The 21,976-nt window shown below is 47.9% G+C and carries 12 protein-coding genes; 8 read left to right on the plus strand and 4 right to left on the minus strand.

Translation table 11 applies throughout. The annotated features are described in order from the left end of the window. Nucleotides 1–192: 192 nt before the first annotated feature. Together eno and ACFPFU_RS23480 are read right to left on the minus strand one after the other, a co-directional pair. Nucleotides 193–1,467: a phosphopyruvate hydratase gene (eno, locus tag ACFPFU_RS23475; RefSeq protein WP_377068776.1), complete on the minus strand. Its 1,275-nt coding sequence runs from the start codon at nt 1,465–1,467 to the stop codon at nt 193–195. Continuing rightward, nucleotides 1,448–2,461 (minus strand): phosphotransferase family protein, encoded by a 1,014-nt coding sequence (locus tag ACFPFU_RS23480; protein ID WP_377068778.1) that lies wholly within the window; start codon nt 2,459–2,461, stop codon nt 1,448–1,450. Before ACFPFU_RS23480 ends, eno begins: the two co-directional genes overlap by 20 nt. A gap of 181 nt (nt 2,462–2,642) precedes the next feature. On the opposite strand from ACFPFU_RS23480, the gene ACFPFU_RS23485 reads away from it, so the two are divergent. Together ACFPFU_RS23485 and ACFPFU_RS23490 are read left to right on the plus strand one after the other, a co-directional pair. Beyond that, a complete protein-coding gene (locus ACFPFU_RS23485; protein ID WP_377068780.1) occupies nt 2,643–4,010 on the plus strand; it encodes an alkaline phosphatase D family protein in 1,368 nt (455 codons plus the stop codon). 489 nt (nt 4,011–4,499) lie between these two features. Beyond that, nucleotides 4,500–5,678, plus strand: coding sequence for a serine hydrolase domain-containing protein (locus tag ACFPFU_RS23490; protein ID WP_377068880.1), 1,179 nt, complete (start codon nt 4,500–4,502; stop codon nt 5,676–5,678). 433 nt (nt 5,679–6,111) lie between these two features. On the opposite strand, the gene ACFPFU_RS23495 is transcribed toward ACFPFU_RS23490, so the two are convergent. Beyond that, nucleotides 6,112–7,539: a M48 family metalloprotease gene (locus ACFPFU_RS23495; RefSeq protein ID WP_377068782.1), complete on the minus strand. Its 1,428-nt coding sequence runs from the start codon at nt 7,537–7,539 to the stop codon at nt 6,112–6,114. Nucleotides 7,540–7,811: 272 nt separating this feature from the next. Here ACFPFU_RS23495 and ACFPFU_RS23500 point away from each other — a divergent pair, with 272 nt between their 5' ends. Beyond that, nucleotides 7,812–8,699 carry a dienelactone hydrolase family protein gene (locus ACFPFU_RS23500; RefSeq protein WP_377068783.1) on the plus strand — a complete coding sequence of 296 codons (888 nt, stop codon included), beginning with the start codon at nt 7,812–7,814 and terminating at the stop codon, nt 8,697–8,699. 364 nt (nt 8,700–9,063) lie between these two features. After that, nucleotides 9,064–9,954, plus strand: a complete 891-nt coding sequence (locus tag ACFPFU_RS23505; RefSeq protein WP_377068785.1) for a glycoside hydrolase family 16 protein — start codon at nt 9,064–9,066, stop codon at nt 9,952–9,954. Between the two features lie 193 nt (nt 9,955–10,147). On the opposite strand, the gene ACFPFU_RS23510 is transcribed toward ACFPFU_RS23505, so the two are convergent. Next, the gene (locus ACFPFU_RS23510) at nt 10,148–11,779 is read right to left on the minus strand and encodes a hypothetical protein (protein WP_377068787.1); all 1,632 of its coding nucleotides are present in this window, start codon (nt 11,777–11,779) and stop codon (nt 10,148–10,150) included. 679 nt (nt 11,780–12,458) lie between these two features. On the opposite strand from ACFPFU_RS23510, the gene ACFPFU_RS23515 reads away from it, so the two are divergent. The 4 genes from ACFPFU_RS23515 to ACFPFU_RS23530 all read left to right on the plus strand — a co-directional run bounded on the left by ACFPFU_RS23515 (nt 12,459) and on the right by ACFPFU_RS23530 (nt 21,475). Then, entirely contained in the window at nt 12,459–15,626 is a 3,168-nt protein-coding gene (locus tag ACFPFU_RS23515) for a SusC/RagA family TonB-linked outer membrane protein (RefSeq protein WP_377068789.1), read from the plus strand. 16 nt (nt 15,627–15,642) lie between these two features. Next, nucleotides 15,643–17,217: a RagB/SusD family nutrient uptake outer membrane protein gene (locus ACFPFU_RS23520; protein WP_377068791.1), complete on the plus strand. Its 1,575-nt coding sequence runs from the start codon at nt 15,643–15,645 to the stop codon at nt 17,215–17,217. 146 nt (nt 17,218–17,363) lie between these two features. Then, nucleotides 17,364–19,271 carry a T9SS type A sorting domain-containing protein gene (locus ACFPFU_RS23525; RefSeq protein ID WP_377068793.1) on the plus strand — a complete coding sequence of 636 codons (1,908 nt, stop codon included), beginning with the start codon at nt 17,364–17,366 and terminating at the stop codon, nt 19,269–19,271. 11 nt (nt 19,272–19,282) lie between these two features. Beyond that, a complete protein-coding gene (locus ACFPFU_RS23530) occupies nt 19,283–21,475 on the plus strand; it encodes a DUF6851 domain-containing protein (RefSeq protein WP_377068795.1) in 2,193 nt (730 codons plus the stop codon). Nucleotides 21,476–21,976 lie beyond the last annotated feature (501 nt).

Raw genomic sequence — 21,976 nt, forward strand, 5'->3', positions numbered from 1 at the left:
AAGCGGTCGAACTTCTCATTAACCCCCTGTGCAACAGTGGGTTAAAAACCACTGATAACCTCTCTGTCCCAACCCTGAAAGGGTGGAACTGAATGCTGTTTAAAATCAAACTAAGGTAGATGCCAATCATGCTACCTCTTCTTTTTGGGATGCCATTTTGATACTTTTGGGGATTGGGAAATAGCAGTTGTTTCATTGGATACTCCAAGGGTTGAACCTGGCCCGGAATCCCAGCAGTCTGTGGATTCGGAGGATTTCGTTCCATTTCACCATGCGTTCACTGTGACGGAAAGAACCTACCTTGAGCTGGCCCGCATTGGTGGCGACTGCCAAATGGCTGATGAACGCATCTTCGGTTTCCCCACTGCGGGCTGAGACAACGGCTCTCCAGTTGGCTGCCTGTGTGATGCGGATCGCTTCCAGGGTTTCTGTCACGGTGCCGATTTGATTCAGTTTGATCAAGACCGCGTTGGCCAAATTATTCGCTATTCCTTCCCGGATGCGGGAAGGGTTGGTGGTAAACAAATCGTCTCCGATGATCTGGATTTGGTTTCCATGGTGTTTCATTATGGTTTTCCAGCCTTCTATATCGGTGTCTGCCAAAGGATCTTCAAGGGAAATGATAGGGTATTGATCAATCCATGTACTCAATAGCGATATAAACTCAGCCGATGTAAATGTCCGGTCATCCAAGCGAAACCGGTAAGTATTTGTGGTTTCGTCATAAAGATCACTTGCCGCAACATCAAGGGCAATGGAAGCGTCCTTGCCCGGTACATATCCTGCCGCTTTGATGCCTTCGGTCAGGGTATCCAGAATCTGCTCATGGCTATCAAATTCCGGCCAAAACCCACCTTCATCGGCCGCACCATAATACCTGCCCATTTTCTTCAGGAGTTTGCCTGTAGCATTGAACACCCGGAAAGTGATCTCCAGGGTTTCCTCATAATTGGAGGCACCGTTGGCTATGAGCAGAAAATCCTGGACATCCACCCGCCATTCGGCATGGGCGCCGCCCCCGATGATCTGGATCTCAGGAAAGGGCAGCAGGTTTCCTTCCGCACCACCCAACTGCTCAAATAAGGGAACCTGACGGGAATTGGCCACGGCAGCCAACACAGCGGTGGATACGGCCAATATGGCGTTTGCCCCTAAATTGGACTTATTCGGGGTTCCATCCAGGTCGATCATGGTTTGGTCGACGGCCTGCTGGTTTTCCGGGTCTTTGCCCAGCAAGGCAGGGGCAATGATCCCATTGACGTGGCTGATGGCTTTGTCCACCGATTTGCCGTTGAAATGTTCGGGGTTGCCATCCCGTAATTCATGTGCTTCATATTGCCCGGTGGAAGCACCGGATGGGGCGACTCCCCGGCCCAAAGCCCCATTGCTCAGGGCCACTTCTACCTCAACTGTGGGATTTCCCCTGGAATCAAAAATGGTGTAGGCTTCAATTGATTTTATTTTCACGGTATTCCAATTTATCGATTTGGTAAAACCAAAGCCTTATCAGGCTTTGGAGGTCATCATGTTTTTCTTTTATATGTTTCAGTGCGAATGTACGGACAAACGCACGCCTTTCTTCATCCAGGTATTCCACCTGAGATTTACCGTCTACCCTGGCCAGCAAAAGCATCGGGAGCAAACGGCTGACACGATGCGCCAAACCGGCGTATGAGAAACCATTGGGCGTCCTTTGGTTTTGGTAGCCAGTCCAAAAAGTCTCCGCTAAAACCATAGGTCCGGTTTTTTCAGGCGCGTGATACAAGCCTTTCAGCAATAAATGGCATAGCAAAAAACCTATATCAAAAGCCGGATCTCCATAATAAGCCACTTCACTGTCCACAAGTACCATCCTGTTTGGAGCGATCAGGATGTTTTTTGGACTGAAATCTCCATGTATCAGACATTCCCTGCACCGGGTCAAACGTTCTGCTTCTTCAAGGATGGTGTCGGACACATCCGGATGTCTTTCGGCTGTATAATCGAGATAAGGCGATACCCTGAGTTCCCTAAAATTGGCAGTGCCATCAAACTGCCTGGCTGCAATAGGATCAGCAAATGAATGGTGGTGAATTTGACCTAGCAGGATTCCCGCATGCCGGGCATGATCGGGGTTGAAGTTCTTTTCCAGCAATAAGTGCTTCCAGTCGCTGAAGCCGTTCAGGAATTCCATGACGAAATACCCATCCCCCTCTCCCAATAGATGGGGTACGGATTGGCGCATGAATGCACCAACATAGCGGAGGAAGGCGGCTTCGTAGCGATTACGGGAAACATCAGCATACCAATCCGCTTTTACCTTGAGTTTTTTCAGCGCCCTTTTTACCACAAAGGTCCGTCCGTCATCATCAACTCTGTAGATTTCGCTGGACACGCCACCGGTAAGGGGGAAAACTCCGGGGGATTTCGAACGGAATACACCGTCTTTTCGGAGCAAACTCAAAAATGCATTGTCTATCATAGAAACTGGTCTGATCGTTAAAACAGATTCCGCTTCGCCGGAAGATGATAAAGGTACTCAACATTTCTGAATGGGTGAAATAACGATCATGGCCGTTATTGCCCACAGATGTATGGAAAGATTGTAAAGTACAATAATGTTGTTTATTTTCAGGAGGAATAATTTTCTAAATGCCATACTGATGAAACCACTTACCACGCTGTTTTTTTGCATTTTGCTTAATTCTAATCTAGTTGGTCAAGAAAACCATATACAGTTACCGCCCCAGCTCTTGAGCGGTCCGATGGTAGGCCATACCACCTCCTCTCTGGCAAATATCTGGCTGGAAACGGACAAGGCCGCTGATGTGAAGGTACACTATTGGGTGGAGTCAGGATCCAGTCCCATTGTCAAGGGAGTGGCCGGGGGCCGGACCAGCGAAGAAGCCCCTCACGTGGGTACCGTGATTTTGGATAATCTGCCCGCCCGTGGGATCCTGCATTATGAACTGGAAATTGATGGGCAGGCTGTTCGGCCGCAGACCGTACAGTCGTTTATGCTAATGCCGGAGCCGGAAACGACGGCTGATTTCAAAGTGGCATTTGCTTCATGCATCAACCCGATCAGGGTGCCGCTGCAGCCTATATGGACCCAAGTGGCCATTTTTAATCCGGATGCACTTTTGCTCATCGGGGACAATAACTACATGCCTATGCGGCCAGGGGCTTATGAAGCGCCGGAAAGCACCGTCAGTTTTGCATTGACCAGGTATCACCGGTACCTGCGGGACATTCCGGGGCTCAGAACCGTGCTGGCTACCACACCCACTTATGCCATTTGGGACGACCATGATTTTGGCCCCAACAACTCTGACAGGACATTCCGGTGGCGGAACCTTACCCTGGACCTCTTTAAGAAATATTGGCCTAATCCATCGGCAGGTACCCCTGAAACACCGGGGATTTTCTATTCATTCAAAATAGCGGACGTGGAATTCTTCATGCTGGATGACCGCTATCACCGTGATCCAAATGAAGCGCCCGACAGGGCCACCATGCTGGGGTCCGGCCAGCTTTCCTGGCTTAGAGAAAAGCTAAAAGCAAGCACAGCCACCTTTAAGGTGATTGTGAACGGGCATACGATGACCATTGACCGGCAGGATGCAGGGGAGTATTGGGCGAATTTTGGTTCCGAGCGCGATGACTTCCTGAATTGGATGTTTTCTGAGGGTATAAACGGGGTGTTTTTTATCTCTGGTGACTGGCATGTCGGCTCCCTGAGCCGGATTGATTTTTCAAAGGAAGGCTACCCTCTCTATGAGTTGATCAGCTCCAATGCAGCGGTGCATCCGGTGGAAGCCGATGACCACCTTTATAGGCAGAACAGGCAAACCTCCGGTCACAACAGGCGGTTTGACGGGCCCATCATCAATGATATTCTGGATTACAATTTTGGCCTTTTGGAATTTTCGGGCAAGGAGGGGGACCGCGCTGTCACCTTAAAACTTATCGACCATCGCGGCGAAGTGCGGGCCGCCCATGTGCTCAGAGAGAAGGACCTGACAAGATGAAAATTGGAGGACATGAGGAACGGGGCGTTTTCATTGCCTTGTGGTTGTCGTGATTGTCATGGTTGGGGAGTGGAATAGGGTTGCGTCTTAGGTTTTTGCGGAAGTCTACAGTTTCAGGACCAAATATTTGTCCACTAACATTGAATAAAAGTCGGGACAAGCTATCCCGACCTGCCGTGCGGGACAAATTGTGGCCGATAAAAAAGCAATTATAAACATATGAAACCACCATGTCGAGTCTTGACACACAGGAAGATGATTATCAGTGGTGGTTCTCCCGAATCAGTTCGGGACAAGCTATATGGCCGATAAAAAAACAAATTATAAACATATGAAATCGAGCATGCCGTAAGCGACACACAGAGGGATGATTATAAGGCATGCGAGATTCCATATGACCTTTGAAAAAACAATTATAATCATATGAGATACACGGCATTACTGAATATGAATAAGCAAGGGGTTTTCCTGATCGTGCTTCTGGGCTTAATGGCTACCATTCCCGGGTTTTCACAGCATTATTTTCCGGATAAGGGTGTCTGGGAGGAAAAAGAACCTTCCGAAATGAAGGTAAACCCCGAAAAGCTAAAGGCGGCCGTGGCGTTCGCCGTCCGGGAGGAAAGTGATTCGGATAAAAACTTGAAAATGGCCCATTATCTGGGAGGGTTTGGCAGGGAACCTTTTGGCTTTCCGGTTGGCCCTATGAGGGACAGGGGAGAGGCTACCGGCCTGATTGTGTACCAGGGGTATGTCATTGCCAAATGGGGAAATCCCGAACGGGTGGACCTTACCTTCAGCGTGGCCAAAAGTATCCTGTCCACCACCGTTGGCCTGGCGGTGGACCAGGGTTTAATCAGGAGTGAAAAGGACCTGGTTTATCCCTACATGGCGCCGATCATTCCGTATGAACCCCAACGTCCGGCGGTCAACAAATCCGATCACCTGGATCAGGAGGATGTCTTTGATCTTTTTGATACGGAACACAACCGCAAAATTACATGGGAGCACTTGCTGAGACAGACCTCTGATTGGGAAGGGACTTTGTGGGGAAAGCCCGATTGGGCAGACAGACCGGAGGGAAACAGTAACGAATGGCTGACAAGAACCCGCCATGAACCGGGTACCGTGTACAAATACAATGACACCCGGGTGAACGTGTTGGCCCTGGCCGCCTTGAATGTATGGAGAAAACCCCTTCCCGTGGTGCTTAAGGAGCATATCATGGACAGAATCGGAGCCAGCGACACCTGGCGCTGGACGGGATATGAAAATTCCTTTGTGATCTTGGACGGCCAAATCATGCAATCCGTCAGTGGAGGCTCACACTGGGGAGGCGGGATGTTTATCAATGCGTATGATCAGGCACGGTTTGGCTACCTCACCCTTCGCAAAGGCAAATGGAAGGATCAGCAGGTGATATCCGAAGAATGGATCAACAAATCCAGGACGCCTACTTCTGTCCAAACCAATTATGGGTTTATGAATTATTTCCTCAACACCGATAGAAAAGAGATTCCCGCCGCACCAGAAAGTGCCTTTTTCCATTTGGGAGCCGGGACGAACATGATCTATGTGGATGAAGAAAACGATCTGGTCATTGTCAGCCGGTGGATCAAAAACGAGCAAAAAGCCGAGTTGGTGAAGTTGGTTTTGGAGAGCCTTCCTTAACTTTTTCTTGATTTCGGGTTAAGCAATGAATTTTTTTGTCCACCAATCCCGAAGCAAGTTCCCCGAAATCAGTTCCCCGAAACCAGTTCGGGGCAGGCTAGGGCAGGCTGGGACAGGTCTCCATGGATTGTCATGGATTTTATGAATGGTTTGGGTTGCGGAAACCAAATTGCCTTCATTTTTCGTGTGAGTCGTCCTGAAAATGGTTGGCAAGCTGAGGTCGACTGACGTTACTGCTTATGTTTTTCAATTCCGTTGGGATTTTGTCATGGTTTTTGCTTGGTTCCCCGCAAAAACGCACGCCAAAATCTTGTCAAATTTGCCCATAGGTTCCGGGGACTGTCATGCCCGGGTACAATATTTTTCACCCGCTACGCGGGTTTTGCTACGGTTTGAAAGCTTCGATAGTTGGCTTCAACTCAGGTTGACATTTTTATTTTTCCACTACTTTGATCAGCATACCTTTGGTGAGGGGGGCATCCAGGTCCATGCCGTTTAAAATCGCCAGTTCTTCCAGGCGCTCTTCCGGCATGTTAAAACCGGTCAGGGCGGCCTGTAAAGTCATCGGCTTATCTATGGTTTTTACCCTTACCACTTCAGGTTGCCGGTTAAGTTTTTTGGGATCTTTTAGCTCTTTGAAGTTCCTCATCGTGGAGAGAAAGGCAGGTTGATATTTTGAAAAGTTGCGCACATCCGATATGCCCATAAAGCTGTATATGTTGTTTTCAAACTGGATCAGATAAGAAAGTACCCGGACGGTGGCGTTTTCCTGCTTTTGGTCGGCTACTGTCCTTAGGGCGGAGAGGCCATGGATGGTTTCCTGTTGGGATTCTACCAGTTCAAGGTTGTATTGTTCAAGGATGTTGTTGGCGGCTTCTTTGAGGGAATTGCCTTTGGTCAGGGAGAGCATCATGACAGCCTCGCCGTTTTTCGGAGCCATCTGTACCTGCTGAGGTGTGTTTTGAAGATTCCAGGCATCGGGTGTGGGGAATTCAAACTTTAATACCGGATGATAAAAAGTACCCCTTTCTACAAAACCCTGCTTGGGGTCTTCCCCGTAAATCAGTCCGTCAATTCGCCTTAAATAACTTTCCCTGTTGATTTCCGCATTGGAAAGGTTCAATTTCTGCTGCCATTCTTCGGCCAACTGTGCCACAGCCACATTCCGGTCAGCCGGGGAAGGGTGAGTGGACAAAAACTCCGGGACAGGGCTGCCTCCGGCCCTTGCCTGTTGCCTTTCCAAGGTCTTGAAAAAGCCGGCCATCTCTTTTGCGTCGTAGCGGATCTTGGAGGAATATTCCACCCCCAGCCTGTCGGATTGCCGTTCTGCCTCCCGGCCGAAACTCAGAAAGGCCAGCTGCATGCCCTGGGACAGGGGTTCTACAAACTCAGACAGCTCAGGGACCAAAACGATGCCCGCTATGATGCCGATTTGGCCAAGTAAGGCATTTCTTTGCTGGATGACCGAGTGCCGGGCGGTGATATGGCCGATTTCATGGCCGAGAACACCGGCAAATTCCGCTTCATTGTTGAAGTGGGCCATGATCCCCCTGGTAAAGTAGACAAAGCCACCGGGCACAGCGAAAGCATTGATCACCGGGGAATCCACAATTTTGAATTCATAGGCCAATTTGGGGCGGTGGGATATGGCGGCCATTTCCAGCCCCTTTTCGGTGATGAATTTTTGCAGTTCGGGGTCTTCATAGAGTCCAAAAAAAGCTACGATTTCAGGGTCGGCCTGCTTTCCCATATTGATTTCCTGGGCTTCCGACATCAGGACCAACTGTTTCCGGCCGGTAACCGGATTGCGGGCACATCCCCAGAGAAACAGAAATGCAAAAAATATACTTATCTGAACCATCAAGACAGGCTTTTTTATGCTAACCGGCGCGGTAGGTGTTCGATGCCCCTTCTTCTTCTTCGGATAGCGCGTTGTTATGAAAAGGGAATTTTTATTTTCTGGCATAATTGGGTATAGATGGATTGTTGCTGTAAAGGTTGATTTATCAAAAATCATACAAATACATCCTTTTTATATTATCTTTTACGGTCATGCCTGGATGACTGGAAATATTTTTTATTAAATTGACAGGAAATTTTATAAATAAAAACCATCTAACACCTTCTACTAACATGGAACCCATAAAAAAAGAAGATTTAAATCAGGAGATTTTTGACATATATGATGAATATGTGCACAGCAAAATAGACCGCAGGGTTTTTGTAAACCGCTTGTCTGCTTATGCCGTGGGCGGGTTGACGGTTTCGGCCATCATGGGGTTTTTATTGCCCAATTATGCTAAAACCAAGCGGTTTCACCTTGACGATCCGCGTCTGATTTCGGAATATGTGGCGTATGATTCTCCCAAAGGAGCGGGAAAAATGCGAGGCTTGTTAACCAGACCGGCTGATAAGACCGGGAAACTGCCCGGAATAATCGTGGTGCATGAAAACCGGGGACTCAATCCCTACATAGAGGACACTGCTCACCAGGCAGCCATGGAAGGGTTTGTGGCATTTGCGCCGGACGCCCTTACGCCTTTTGGAGGGTATCCCGGTACGGATGATGAAGGAAGGACCCTGCAGGCAAAGCGCGACCGGGAGGACATGTTGGAGGATTTTATCGCTGCCTATGAGATGCTTAAAGGACATGAAACCTGTACTGGAAAGGTTGGTGTGGTGGGTTTTTGTTTCGGTGCCTGGATCACCAATATGATGGCTGTCCGTATTCCTGATTTGCTTGCCGCTGTCCCTTTTTATGGAGGACAGGCCCCCGCTGAGGAAGTTCCCGCGATTAAGGCTCCGTTACAGCTTCATTTTGCAGAACTGGATACGCGGGTAAATGAGGGATGGCCAGCGTATGAAGCCGCTTTGAAAGCCAACAACAAGGAATTTGAAGTTTATTTCTATCCCCAGGTCAATCATGGTTTCCACAACCATTCCACCCCCCGATACGATGAAGCCGCTGCGGAATTGGCCTGGGGAAGAGCCGTTGCTTTTTTTAATAAAAAACTAAAGTGAGGGTTTAGGCTACGAGTTTAGATTTTAACAGCGTAGAGGTTTCTGAAAAAGAGCTGGGATATTTAAATTCCAACCGTGCGCTGGGCGTAGTTTGTAACTACGCCTTTTTATCTTTCTGAATTTGTAATTCAATTATTTGATGTCGCTTATGATTTTGGGGAAAGGGTGTATTATTGATAATTATTTGGGGATAATTCCACATCACATCCACTCTTGAGGGTTTAGAAAGCCGGCATTGCAAATGGCTCTGTACCATTTTTCAAAAGGGATAGGAAAGGTTGTTTTATTGAATGTAATTAAGACCCGCCGATATCTGTGTTTTCTTTTTTTGTATATTTATTCCTAAACCCAACAGTTTGTTACCATGAAGCACCCCATTTTATCAGCGGTTTTATTTTTTATTTCTTCCATGGCAATTTCCCAGACCGGGGAATATCACCAGGCATTTGTCGAGGATTTTTCGGATTCGACTTCTGCCTACTTTCGGTATGGTTCTACCGGGAACAAAACCGATTTTAAATACAAGCTCGGGGAGAATTCTTCAATTGAGGAAGGGACTAAAGTTCTTTCCTTTAAGATAGATCCTCTGGACAGTGCCGGTGCGGGCCGGGGACCGGAAATTATCTCAAAGCGCTTTACCCATTTTGGTACCTATGCCGCCCGGCTGAAAGTTCCTCAGGTGACTGAAATCCAGCCAAACGTAGGTGCGGTAGTAGGCTATTTCACCTACCATGTAGATAGCGTACCCGGGCTGAGTGAGATCGATTTTGAGTGGCTCCTTGCCGATCCCACCGTCATCTACGTAGGTACATGGACCGGTCAGCCCGGCGAACTTAAAAGGGTTGGCAGAACCATCAATTTGGCCAAGGGAATTATCTACAACACCACCTATAGAGAGGGGCATGGAGGGGAAAGAACGCCTTTAACCGGTATGCAAAATCAGCCGGATACCATCGCGGCCATTGCAGATTATGATGCTTCGGCCCAATTTTACACCTATGGTTTTGATTGGCATGCAGACCGCATCCGCTGGTGGATGATTCATCCCACGAGTAATGAAAAAATAGTGTTGTGGGATTATCAGGGAACCACAACGGGAATACCCCAACACCGAAGCCTTTACCGGATGAACTTTTGGCATACCAAAGACTGGTCCGTGGAAACAAATCCGCTTTCTACTGAAAAGCCGCTACACCCTTATGAATTGGAGGTGGATTGGATGTCCTATGAACCTTTCGAAAGTGGCTCTAAGTGAGGCTTTTTGCCCTCAAGAAGGAGAGGGGCGCAGCCGGACCTTCCGAATGGTTATTTTTTTCAGGTGATGTATCCGCCGGCCATACTTTGGGGTGAGAGGGGTGCAGATACAACCTACACCGGTAGGAGGCCGTTTTCAATATTTGGTCGAACAACCAGTTCCTAACAGGATCCCTAATTCCCTACGCTGCCAATTATTGATGCATCAATTTAATGATTTCTGTTCTGTTCTGGTATTTTATTTCGATGAAAACCAGTCCCTTGGGAAATAAACTTACGGTGCTGCTCAAATCCACCAGATTACCTTCTAAAGCAAAATAACCATGGTGGGCAGCACTGGCTGAATAAATCCGGATATAGACCCTTTCCCCGGAAAGTCTGGCATCCCCCAGGTATTTTAAAAACAGGCTTTTTTCCTTAAAAGGATTGGGAAATACAGCCCATTCCCGCTGGAAGGGGAGAGGGGGGATGTCCACCCTCATCGTTTCGCTGACCATGGCCGCCCCGTTTAAGCCTACTTCTTTAATCCTATAATAAAGTTTACCGCCGTTCCTTGGCAAATTCCTGTCTTCAAATTGGTAATAAGTGATCTCTTCGCTCCATCCTGCGCTCTGCACCTGCCCTACGCTTTCGAAATTCCCGGGATCGATCGTCCTTTCGATTTCGAAATGACCCGATTCCCATTCCTTATGCGTGGACCAGCTTATGGTTACCGCCATTTTGCCCGGTTCAAAACGGGCCCCCGTTTTATCCCAGGAAATGGGAAGGGGGTTGAGGTACATGATTTCAAATTCCAGGGTTTTGGAACAGTCCCCATTGGTAACGGTGACTTCATAGATACCGGGGGAGAGACCGGAGAGATTCTGTTGGTCGCTGGTAAATCCATCCGGACCCGTCCAACTGAAGAAATGGGTCCCGGAGGAGTATACATCCAGGTCGATGGACCCGTTGTGGTTTTCTTCATCCGTGGAGTGGGTCGCGGTGCCCTGCACATCGATCTCCTCGGGTACGTCAAAGTCTACAGAGTAGGTGTTGACGGTGCCGTTGCCATCGGTAACCTCAAGGGTGGCGGATCCCGACCCGGGATAGAAATCAACGGAGGGATTTGGAGAGGTGGAGTTTTCGATGGTGGCATTGATAAAAGTCCATTCATAGGAATAAGGCTCCCTGCCGCCATTGGTGGTGCTGGTAAATTCCACCAGCGCCGTGCCGTCTACAGGACATAGCGGTTCATCATAAGTGAACTGCACGGCGAGGGGGGCATCAACTACAATATTTGATGGGAACTGACATTGCCCACCTGGATAATCTTCACATGTATAGCTGGAGGAAAGGTTTTTTGAAGAGCTTGTGGTCCAGGCTATCATTGGATTCTCCAAGGTAACTTTTTCCCCACAGGTCCAATTCATAGGAAACTGAGACAAAGTCAATTTTTTTGACGCCGTAGTGGCGGAGGGAATATTCCCAAAATAATAATTCAAAAATTGAACCTCGTCCCCAATTTTCAGATTCGCAAGCAGCCGTCCATTATGGACATCACTGGTTGAGTTTGTTTTATATTCCAGGGTGATGTAGGTGGTCTGTTCCACTCCCGGAGTACAAGTTAGCAACTGATTGGTGATAGGATTACCGTTGACATCACTCAAATAGACCTTTTCTATTGTATAATTACTGCCCGTACAACTTTTTCCACAGTCTCTTAAATCATCAAGATGCGGCTGGTTCTGGGAATGGGCTAAACCTGCCATTCCCACCAGTGAAAATACAAAAATCATTATCCTCCATAGGAAAAGCATTTTTCTAGTATTAAATTTTGCAAATTCCATTTTTCAACGATTTTTGAAGTATGATATGTAAATATATAGAATTTTATTTTATATTTCATATATACCAGCGTTCCGGATCAGAAAAAAATGCCGTTTTTTTCTGATCACTTTCGCCGATTTCAAAACTGATGCTCAATAATTTAAAGGAACCAAGACGGGGATTCCGACGCAGATCATAAACGGAATGCGAACTTGAAAAGTAGGGACATAAAGGACCGGCTTTGATTTAGACAGAGGCGATAATAAGTATATTTTTTCCGGTGCAATTTCTGGATTTAGGGCATTTTCAAGTATAGAATTCTCCTTGATTTTTTTAATGGTTCATTAGAGGATTAATTTTATTTTTTTTAAGTTAAAAAAGGGATCATTTGCTTTTATTGTTATTTTTATATAATATTAATTGCCGATAAAAAAACCGACAGCGTTTATTTTGTTGGTGAGATATAGTATTCATCCGGTCAATACCTGAAATATATTTGGTATCCATCAATGGTGCAATGGGTAATATGGGTGGAAGGGATATGTCTTTAGCATGGATCTCATTTTAACTATACTGCGGCATTTAAACCTTGTCCGCCCATGGTAAAACATGGCTGTCAAGACGTCCGTCGCCTTTCGAAAATACAGGTTCGGTTGAACGATGATTGTTTTGGTCCAAAAAATTAACAAAAAACCCATTATGAGAAAAAATCTACCAACCCACTGTTTGTCATGGTTTTCCGCTTTATGCTTAACGGTGCTCCTTGTGGGCCATGCGGGCGATCTTTTGGCAGGATCCCATCTCAGCCCGGCCGGCGGTTCCCCGCACACTATCCATGAACTACCTGTCCCCGCTTCCCTGAAAGGCGCTGGACCATCTTTTGATGCGGACGCATTCGACGTGACCATTACGGGAAAGGTAGTCGATAAAAACGGCGATCCGATTCCCGGTGCCACGGTCTCCGTGCCCGGAACAAACCTGGGTACGGCTACCGATATTGAGGGAAATTATGCCATTACTGTACCTGAAGGTGTTTCATTGGTCTTTTCGTTTATCGGTTATGAAAGCCAGACCATTGAAGTGGGCAACCAACAGGTAATTAATGTGACGTTGACGGATAGTGCGCAGGCCTTGGAGGAGGTGGTTGTTGTAGGATACGGAACCCAGAAGAAGGCCAACCTCACCGGCTCTGTGGCCAGTGTGGGGAACCGGGAAATAGAAAACCGGCCCATTACCAGTGCGGCAACAGCCCTTCAAGGCACGGTGTCCGGAGTCCATATCAACCAGAACTCCGGGCAAGCGGGTCGTGACCAGGTCCAGGTAAACATCAGGGGGATCGGTACCCTGAACAATTCCAACCCCTTGATTTTGGTGGATGGCATCGAGGCACCGCTCAATAACATCAACCCGGACGATATAGAAACCATAACCGTTTTGAAAGATGCCGCCTCCGCCGCCATATATGGATCGCGTGCCGCAAATGGCGTGGTATTGGTGACTACAAAGAGAGGCGCAGCCCAAGGTGAAAAAGTAACTTTCAATTATAATGGCTTTATGGGAACCTCAGAAGCCATCCGGCTGCCGGAAATGGTCACCAACTCCGTACAGTTTGCTGAACTGTGGAACGAGGGGGCTACCAATTTTGGAAATCCTGTGAAATATACCGATGCAGATATTGAGGGTTTTAGACAAAGGGGCATCAACACGGACTGGATCGATGTTGTTTTTAGAAGAGGCATGATGCAGCAGCACAATTTCAGCGCCTCAGGTGGGACGGAGAAAACAAATTTCCGGTATTCCCTCGGTTACCTGGACCAGGACGGAACAATCCCCAACTCCAACTTCAAACGGTTTAATACCCGCCTTAATCTCGACACGTATGTGAATGACAAGGTGCGGGTAGGAACAAGTTTATCTTTAACGAGAGGGGACATGAATTCTCCCGGCAGCAATGTTTTGGGCGACGGAAATGTGGCGGGGCTTGCCATTCAAGGCTTGCCGTTTAACACGCCTTATGACAGTCAGGGCAGGTTTGCCTCCCCCTTGGGATTGGCAGGAAGGGCCAATCCTATGGCCGTCGCCGCTTCCAGGGAATTCAGGGAACTGGACACCCATATCCTCGGCAACACCTATATCAACTATGAGGTGATAGATGGACTGAATCTGCGGGGAACCGCCGCAGTCAACTACCGGACAATCAACCGGGCCTCCTTTAACAACATGGTGGAGCATTTTGATATCGTTACCGGGAACCCCACCCAAATGGCACCGCTCCGTGGTAGGGACCGCTATAACGAACAGTCGCTCAACGTCACTACATGGCTGCAGGCCTCCTATGAGAAAAGTTTCGGTTCACACTATTTAAATGTGCTGATAGGTTTCAATCAGGAAGAGCATAACAGCGACAATTTTTCAGCCTTTAGGGCCGGCCAGATTTCCAATACGGTGCATACCCTCTCCTCGGGGGATGCCTCAACGTCCACCAACGCTGAAGGCGGCACGACCTGGGCTTTACAGTCTTATTTTGGGAGGGTCAATTACAACTATATGGAAAGGTATCTCCTTGAAGCGAACATGAGGTACGATGGTACCTCGCGGTTTCTCAACGATAAATGGGGGGCTTTTCCGTCGTTCTCTGCCGGCTGGGTAATCTCTGAAGAGGATTTCATGAAGAACATCGGATTTCTCGACTTTATGAAAATACGGGCTTCCTGGGGGCTTCTCGGCAATCAGAATATCGGTGATTTCCGGTTTGCCAGAAGTCTTTCCCTTACCCAATCCTATTCTTTTGGAGGCACTTTAGTGCCGGGAGTGGCCGTTACCGACTTGGGCAATCCGGACCTCAGTTGGGAATCCACGGAAATGACCAACATCGGGATTGACCTTGGACTTTTTGAATCACGGCTTACTTTGGAAGCGGAATATTTTAACAGGTATACTTCAGGCATATTGTATGACCTTCCCTCAGAGATCACCACAGGTTTCAGCACCCAGATATCCAATGCCGCGGAAGTGAGAAACGAAGGTTGGGAGCTCAATCTGAATTATAACGATAATTTTGGGCAGGTACGGTTCTCTTTTGGGGGAAATCTCACGCATGTGAAAAGCACGGTGATGGAATTGAATCCCAATATTCCGAGTGAAGCGGACCGGGCCATTCAGGGAAGGATGATCATTCAGCCCGGTTCCCCCATCAACAGTTATTTTGGGTATCAGTCCCTGGGGATTTTCAGGACCCAGGAAGAATTTGACAGCGCACCCGACCATTCCCTTTTGGATCCCAATTATGGAGTGGGTGATGTGAGGTTGGCGGATATCAGCGGCCCTGACGGGGTACCCGACGGGATCATAGACCAAAACGACCGGGTCGTGATGGGTTGGCAAAACCCGGAATGGTTGTTTGGATTCAACACCAGGGTATCCTATAAAGGGTTTGACATCTTTGCGCTGTTTCAGGGCGCGGGCGGTTATCATGGTTATTCAAGCGAGGAACTGGCGGCTCCCTTCTTTAACACCGCGGGGTTGGTTGGTTTATGGGAAGACCGGTGGACGCCGGAAAATCCGGACGCCTCCATGCCCAGAATTTTTGTCTCCAACGGTCCCAGCAACAGTACCAACAACTCTTTCTGGCTATATGACCGGACCTTTTTACGGATGAAGAATCTCCAGATCGGATATACGATACCGCAGCCCTTGCTGGAAAGAACCTTCATACAGACCCTGAGGGTGTTTGTCAACGGGAGTAATTTATTCACCATCACGGAATTCCCCTATCTGGATCCGGAAAGGCCTCCTGGAGCGGACAGGGGGACAAATTCCTATCCAAACCTCAGGGTATTTACAGGGGGACTGAATATTAATTTTTAATAAAATGCAAACAACCATGATAAAAGATAAATTCTATAAATTAGGACTTACCTGTGTGCTTGTTCTCTTGATGGATGGATGCAGTGAAGAGATTTTACACAAAGATCCTGTCGGTTTTGCTTCGGCAGAGGGGTTTTTTCAGACGGAGAATGATATTATGACAGGTGTGAATGGGATTTATCCCATATTCCAGGGAGATATTTGGGGAGGTGCTTTTGTACATGTGCAGCCCCATTTTGATGCCGCTACTGACAATGCTGTGCTTTGCTGTGATTGGGAACATGGGTTTACCGCCATTGCCAGGGGTACCATGAGTCCGACTTCCGGGGGGATAATTTCCTGGAAATACAATTTTGGTTATCAGGGGCTGGCAAGGATCAATAACATCCTGGAAATCATCGAATCCAACACCATCAGTGACCTTACCGCAGAAAGGGCGGCCAAATGGATGGGTGAACTGAGATTTCTCAGGGCATTTATTTACTCGGAAATGGTAACCGTGTTTGGAGGGGTACCCATTGTGACCAAAGTCATTTCAAACCAGGAAGCGGAAGCCCTTACCCGGAGCAGCAAAGAGGAAGTAATCCAGCTTATCCTGGATGATTTGGATTATGCGGCAGCCAATCTGGACTATACACCCAATAATAATCAAAACGGCCGGCCTACAAAACAGTCCGCCTTGGCCCTTAAGGGAAAAATCCTGTTGTATAATGAAAGGTGGACCGAAGCTGCCGCTACTTTAAAGGAGATCATTGATGCGGAAGGGGCTGAAATACGTCTTGATGCTGATTATGAAAGTCTTTTCCGTGGCACCAATGAGGAAAGCAAAGAAATATTTTTTGCCATCCAGTATTTGACGGATGCCGGTGGAGAAGGAAGTTTTCTCCAGGTGCATTATGCACCCTCCAACATTGTCATAGGCGGTGGCTGGGGTTCTTTTACTTACACTAAAAACCTGCTTGATGCTTATTATATGACCGACGGCCTTCCCATAAATTCCTCCCCGCTATATGATCCAAATAACGAATTGGCCAACCGTGACCCCCGTTTGCGGTGGACTTTCTTCTTTCCGGGAGACACCTATAGGGGCGAGGTGCTGGAGCACCCCACACATTTCCTTGTTAATGGTTCGGCCGTGACCAGTCCGGATGCAGCGGTGATGAGAAGTAAGAAATGGGTTTCCGAGACAGGCAATACCGGGGACAGCAACAGCCCGGTAAACCTGGTCCTTATGAGGTATGCAGATGTGCTGCTCATGTATGCTGAGGCACAGAATGAGGCAGTCGGGCCGGATGCCACGGTTTACGAAGCTGTCAACAAAGTAAGGAACAGGGCGAATATGCCTGATTTTCCCCCTGGATTGAGCCAATCCGAAATGAGGGAGGAAATCCGGCATGAACGCAGGATAGAGTTCGCCATGGAAGGCACCAGGTATTTTGACCTGCTTAGGTGGAAAACTGCACAAGATGTGATACCCTCCTTACCCTCATTGGAAAACCGGCAGTTTGATCCTTCCCGGAACTATCTGTGGCCCATTCCCCAGTCTGCCATAGATGGGTTTTCGGATATTGAACAAAACCCCGGTTATTAAGGTGTTGTGTATATAGACACCCGGTCGAAAGCCACGGAAAAAGGGGTTGACCTATGTGGTTGGGAGATTGCCAGGCAACATCCCTTTTCTAACCCATGGAGATGCCGGACCAACGGCCTTGATTAAACAGAATTTAGGTTGATAATATGCGAAATGTTCTTCTCCTTTTGATCATGTGGCTGATTGTGTTTGAAATATTTGCCCAGCGGCAATTCACAGATGTAACGGAAGAAGCCGGTATAGATCATTATTTTGAGGTGTTTCAAGGGATCTTTGGAGGGGGAGTGGCGGTATTGGATTACAATAATGATGGATGGGAAGACGTATTTATTACCGGTGGCCTTGGAAAAGATGCCCTGTACAGAAACAATGGGGACGGGACGTTTACCAACATTATTGATGAGGCGGGCTTTTCTGAATTAAAAAACGTAGTCACACAGGGCGTGGTTTGCGCCGATGTGAATAAGGACGGATTTGTCGATATCTTTATTACCACCATCGCAGCCATAGAAGGTGATCAATTCACGGCTTCTGCCAACTTTCTCTTTATCAATACGGGCGCTGGAAAATTCACCAATAAAACGAAAAGTTATGGGTTGGACCAAGTCACTTTTTCAACCGGGGCAGCTTTTGGAGATGTGAACAATGACGGTTTTCCCGATTTGTACGTGAGTAATTTTTTTAACCGGTTCAGTGGCCGATTGGATGACTACCTAGGGGTGATCGCGGAAGGCGACAGGGCTCCGGCGGTTGACTTGTTGTACATCAATAACGGGGGAGGCAGCTTTACAGAATCGGGAGCGCATTACGGCATGACCCATACGGGATTTGGTTTTGGGGGTGTATTTACAGACTTCGACAATGACGGTGATCTGGATCTGATGGTGATCAATGATTTCGGTTACCAAGCCACTCCCAACCTCCTTTATAGAAATGAATACCCGGATAATACCTTTACGGATATAAGCAAGAAAATGGGGTTCGACCAGGCAATCAACGCAATGGGGATAGGCATAGGTGACTATAATTTGGACGGCTGGTTGGATTACTTTATCTCCAATATATCGACAAGCCCTTTTTTGGAAAACCAGGGAAAGAAGGACATGCCTTTTGTCGAGAAAACACGGCAAATAGGAACTTCGCATCCCATTCTTTTTACAGAAGAAGGGCAGGAAGTAGTTGCCATCAGTTGGGGAGCCAACTTTTTTGATTATGACAATGACATGGATTTGGATCTCTTCGTGGCCAATGGCTGTCTCAATCCCAGCGTTTTACCCAATCCCAACGTTATTTTGGAAAATTTCAACGGTCAATTTGTCCTCAACGGTCCTTCCATGGGATTGTCGGACCCGTCTATTGGTAGGGGATCCGTCACTTTTGATTTTGATAATGACGGTAACCTGGATCTTTTGGTGGTCAATCAGACCCAGATTCCTCCCGGGGATGAAACATTTGAAAATAGAAGTGTGAGGCTTTATCGGAATGAGGGGTTTGGCAACAACTGGTTGAAGGTAAAATTGTATGGAGAAATGGCTGATAAAAACGGTATTGGTTCCAGGATAGAAGCATATGTGAATGGAAAGAAATTGATCCGGGAAATTGATGGGGGATCGAGCCACATCTCCCAGAACAGCACCATCGCTCACTTCGGGCTGGCCCAGGCCGCTGTTGTGGATTCTCTCATAGTACGGTGGATGGGAGGGGGTGAGGAAAAACGGTACGGATTGGATGCGAACCAACAGCTGGATATATACCAGGAAGCGCTGGTTACCGGTATACCAGAGCATACAGTGGCGGCTAAGGTTACTGTTTTCCCCAACCCTGCACAGAACCTGATCAACATACAGGTCGGTCAAATGAATGTTGCCAACGGCGTAGAACTTGAAATTTTTAACGCCATGGGAAAATCAGTGGCCAAAAGCGGGGTAAATAAGGAAAATGTCACCTATCAGATCATATCCTATGAGCTCCCGGTTCTTTTAGAACCGGGTATTTATCTTCTGAAGATAACAACCGGAACTTCAGTTGTGTCCATCAAATTCATGAAAGAATAGCATGCGGTAAAATGTTCAGCAAATCCATACTTGTGGTACTTCTGTTGGTGGCCAGCGAACTGGCCATGGGACAGCAAACTGCGGCACGCCACTGGAATGAAGCTTTGCTTAAAGCCATCCGAAATGACTTTGCAAGGCCCACCATACATGCCCGCAACCTCTTTCACATCGCTGCCGGGGTCTACGATGCCTGGGCGGTTTACTCCCCTGTCGCGTCCACCTATTTTCTGGGAAACGGGCATGGTGCCTATACCTTTGATTTTGAGGGTGTCGATCTGCCGTCTGAGGTGCAGGCGGCCAGAGAAGAGGCCATCAGTTATGTCAGCTACCGTCTTATCAGGTTCAGGTTTAGGAACAGTCCGGGCTGGGAAGATACCTATGCCCATATAGACAGCCTGATGGAGGCGTTGGGATATGATGCTGGATATTTGAGTGAAGATTATAAAAACGGCCCTCCTGCCGCCTTGGGCAACTATATAGCGGCCCGGATCATTGATTATGGACTCCAGGATGGGGCGAATGAGGGCGGCGTTTTTCAGAACCTGGCGTACGTACCGGTAAACAGTCCCTTGGTTTTGAGCAAGCCGGGAGACTTTTTTCTGGAAGATCCAAACCATTGGCAGCCTTTGACTTTTGAAACTTTTATCGATCAGTCCGGAAATGAGGTGTCCGCAGGTACTCCGCCGTTTTTGAGCGCCGAATGGGGTAAAGTCATTCCGTTTGCCTTGAAAGAAGAACAGCTTTCCATTAAAGAAGCTGATGGAAGAGAATGGTGGGTGTACCATGATCCGGGGGACCCCTGTTACCTGGACGCAGAGGAAGGTGAAGGGACCGGTGATTATCAGTGGAATTTCGGTTTGGTCGTTAACTGGTCATCCCATCTTGACCCCACGGACGGGGTTTTCTGGGATATTTCTCCCGGGGCTATGGGGAATTTGAACATTGAAAACCTTCCAAATGGTTTTGAAGAATTGAGGTCCTTTTATAAAAAGCTGGAAGGAGGTGATCCGGGGACGGGGTATACGGTAAATCCCAAATCCCAGCAACCCTATGAACCGCAGGTTGTCCCCAGAGGTGATTATACACGGGTGCTGGCAGAGTTCTGGGCAGATGGTCCCGATTCGGAAACACCCCCGGGCCATTGGTTTTTCATTTTGAACTATGTAACCGATCATCCCTTTTTTGAGAGAAAATTTGAGGGTAAAGGGGAGGAGATGGATCTATTGGAATGGGAGGTGAAAAGCTATTTTGCACTTGGCGGGGCGATGCATGACGCAGCGGTCACTGCTTGGGGCATCAAAGGATACTACGACTATGTAAGGCCCATTTCTGCCGTCCGCTTTATGGCAGCTAAAGGACAGTCCACAGATGAATCCCTTCCCAACTATCACCTCCACGGCCTGCAATTAGAGAATGGGTACGTGGAATTGGTAAATGAAGACGATCCACTGGCGGGTGCCGATGGAGAAAACGTGGGCAAAATTAAAGTATTTGCGTGGAGAGGGCATGATTATATCACCACTTCAGCCGACGTAGCCGGTGTGGGGTGGATTTTGGCGGAAAACTGGTGGCCGTACCAAAGACCCACCTTTGTAACTCCTCCTTTTGCAGGATATATTTCGGGCCATTCCACTTTTTCCAGGGCAGCCGCAAAAGTGCTTACACGCCTTACCGGCGATGAATATTTTCCAGGGGGCATGGCTGAGTTCGTGGCCAAAAAAAATGAGTTTCTGGTATTTGAAGAAGGCCCGAGCATGGACGTGGTGCTACAATGGGCCAGGTATTCCGACGCGTCCGACCAATGCAGTTTATCCAGGATATGGGGCGGTATACACCCTCCGGTAGATGATATTCCCGGCAGGGTGATTGGGGAGAAGGTAGGGGAGGAAGCTTTTCGGTTGGCAAAGAAATACTTCAAAAACATTGTCCTTGGAATACCAAAGAATGGTGAAACCGGGTCAGTTTCCGTTTTTCCCAACCCTGTGAAGACAGGGAATCCGCTGAGGATAAGGCTACCCGCTGACCGGCAGCATCTGACCGTCAGTCTCCGGTCCATGAGCGGAGCCTTGATACTGGAAGAGAAAGGCTTGGCCACGGAAAACAGGGAGGTAATTTTGGAAACATCCTTATTGCAACCCGGCGTCTATATTGTCTCGATTGAGGATAAGACATCATTTATCTCCAAAGTCATATTTGTCAAGTAGCGTTTAAATATTTCTTTAAAACCTTCGTGCCGAAACCCTATAAAACCCGCCTATGGGATTCCCGGATTTCCATCCTTGGGTACGTCATCTTGCCGCTGTTTAAAATTTCTAAAATTATCGTCAAGTTCAGGTTTAAAATAACATGAGATCGGAGTAAGAACGTCTAAAAAAGCCGTCTATCGTCACCGTCTATCGTCACGAGGCTTAACATTTAGAAAATGCACCAATCGGAATGACGGTGTAAACACGTCATCGGTAGGAGGGACAGCCTGTCCCGGTTGTCGGGAACGAAACAGTCTCTAAGATTTACGGTTCCGGCAAGAGATCGCGTCGTCGCGGATAAGGTCTCCGTCAATTAAACCGATAAGTTGCCGCTCCTCGCGAAGACGGGAAAGTTCGTCATCGGTATCCGCCGCGGCGGAAATGGCTGCTTTCCCCTTCATTTCCCCGGTCAATCATGGGGATGGAAAAAAATTATGGTTAAAAAAGAATTTTTTTTCC

It is taken from the genome of Negadavirga shengliensis (genome assembly GCF_042652345.1).
Classification (GTDB): domain Bacteria; phylum Bacteroidota; class Bacteroidia; order Cytophagales; family Cyclobacteriaceae; genus Negadavirga; species Negadavirga shengliensis.

Coding starts and splice junctions, on each gene's coding strand:
- ACFPFU_RS23480 (WP_377068778.1), bottom strand. CDS start 2,461: ATGATAGACAATGCATTTTTGAGTTTGCTCCGAAAAGACGGTGTATTC.
- ACFPFU_RS23485 (WP_377068780.1), top strand. CDS start 2,643: ATGAAACCACTTACCACGCTGTTTTTTTGCATTTTGCTTAATTCTAAT.
- ACFPFU_RS23490 (WP_377068880.1), top strand. CDS start 4,500: ATGGCTACCATTCCCGGGTTTTCACAGCATTATTTTCCGGATAAGGGT.
- ACFPFU_RS23495 (WP_377068782.1), bottom strand. CDS start 7,539: ATGGTTCAGATAAGTATATTTTTTGCATTTCTGTTTCTCTGGGGATGT.
- ACFPFU_RS23500 (WP_377068783.1), top strand. CDS start 7,812: ATGGAACCCATAAAAAAAGAAGATTTAAATCAGGAGATTTTTGACATA.
- ACFPFU_RS23505 (WP_377068785.1), top strand. CDS start 9,064: ATGAAGCACCCCATTTTATCAGCGGTTTTATTTTTTATTTCTTCCATG.
- ACFPFU_RS23510 (WP_377068787.1), bottom strand. CDS start 11,779: ATGGAATTTGCAAAATTTAATACTAGAAAAATGCTTTTCCTATGGAGG.
- ACFPFU_RS23515 (WP_377068789.1), top strand. CDS start 12,459: ATGAGAAAAAATCTACCAACCCACTGTTTGTCATGGTTTTCCGCTTTA.
- ACFPFU_RS23520 (WP_377068791.1), top strand. CDS start 15,643: ATGATAAAAGATAAATTCTATAAATTAGGACTTACCTGTGTGCTTGTT.
- ACFPFU_RS23525 (WP_377068793.1), top strand. CDS start 17,364: ATGCGAAATGTTCTTCTCCTTTTGATCATGTGGCTGATTGTGTTTGAA.
- ACFPFU_RS23530 (WP_377068795.1), top strand. CDS start 19,283: ATGTTCAGCAAATCCATACTTGTGGTACTTCTGTTGGTGGCCAGCGAA.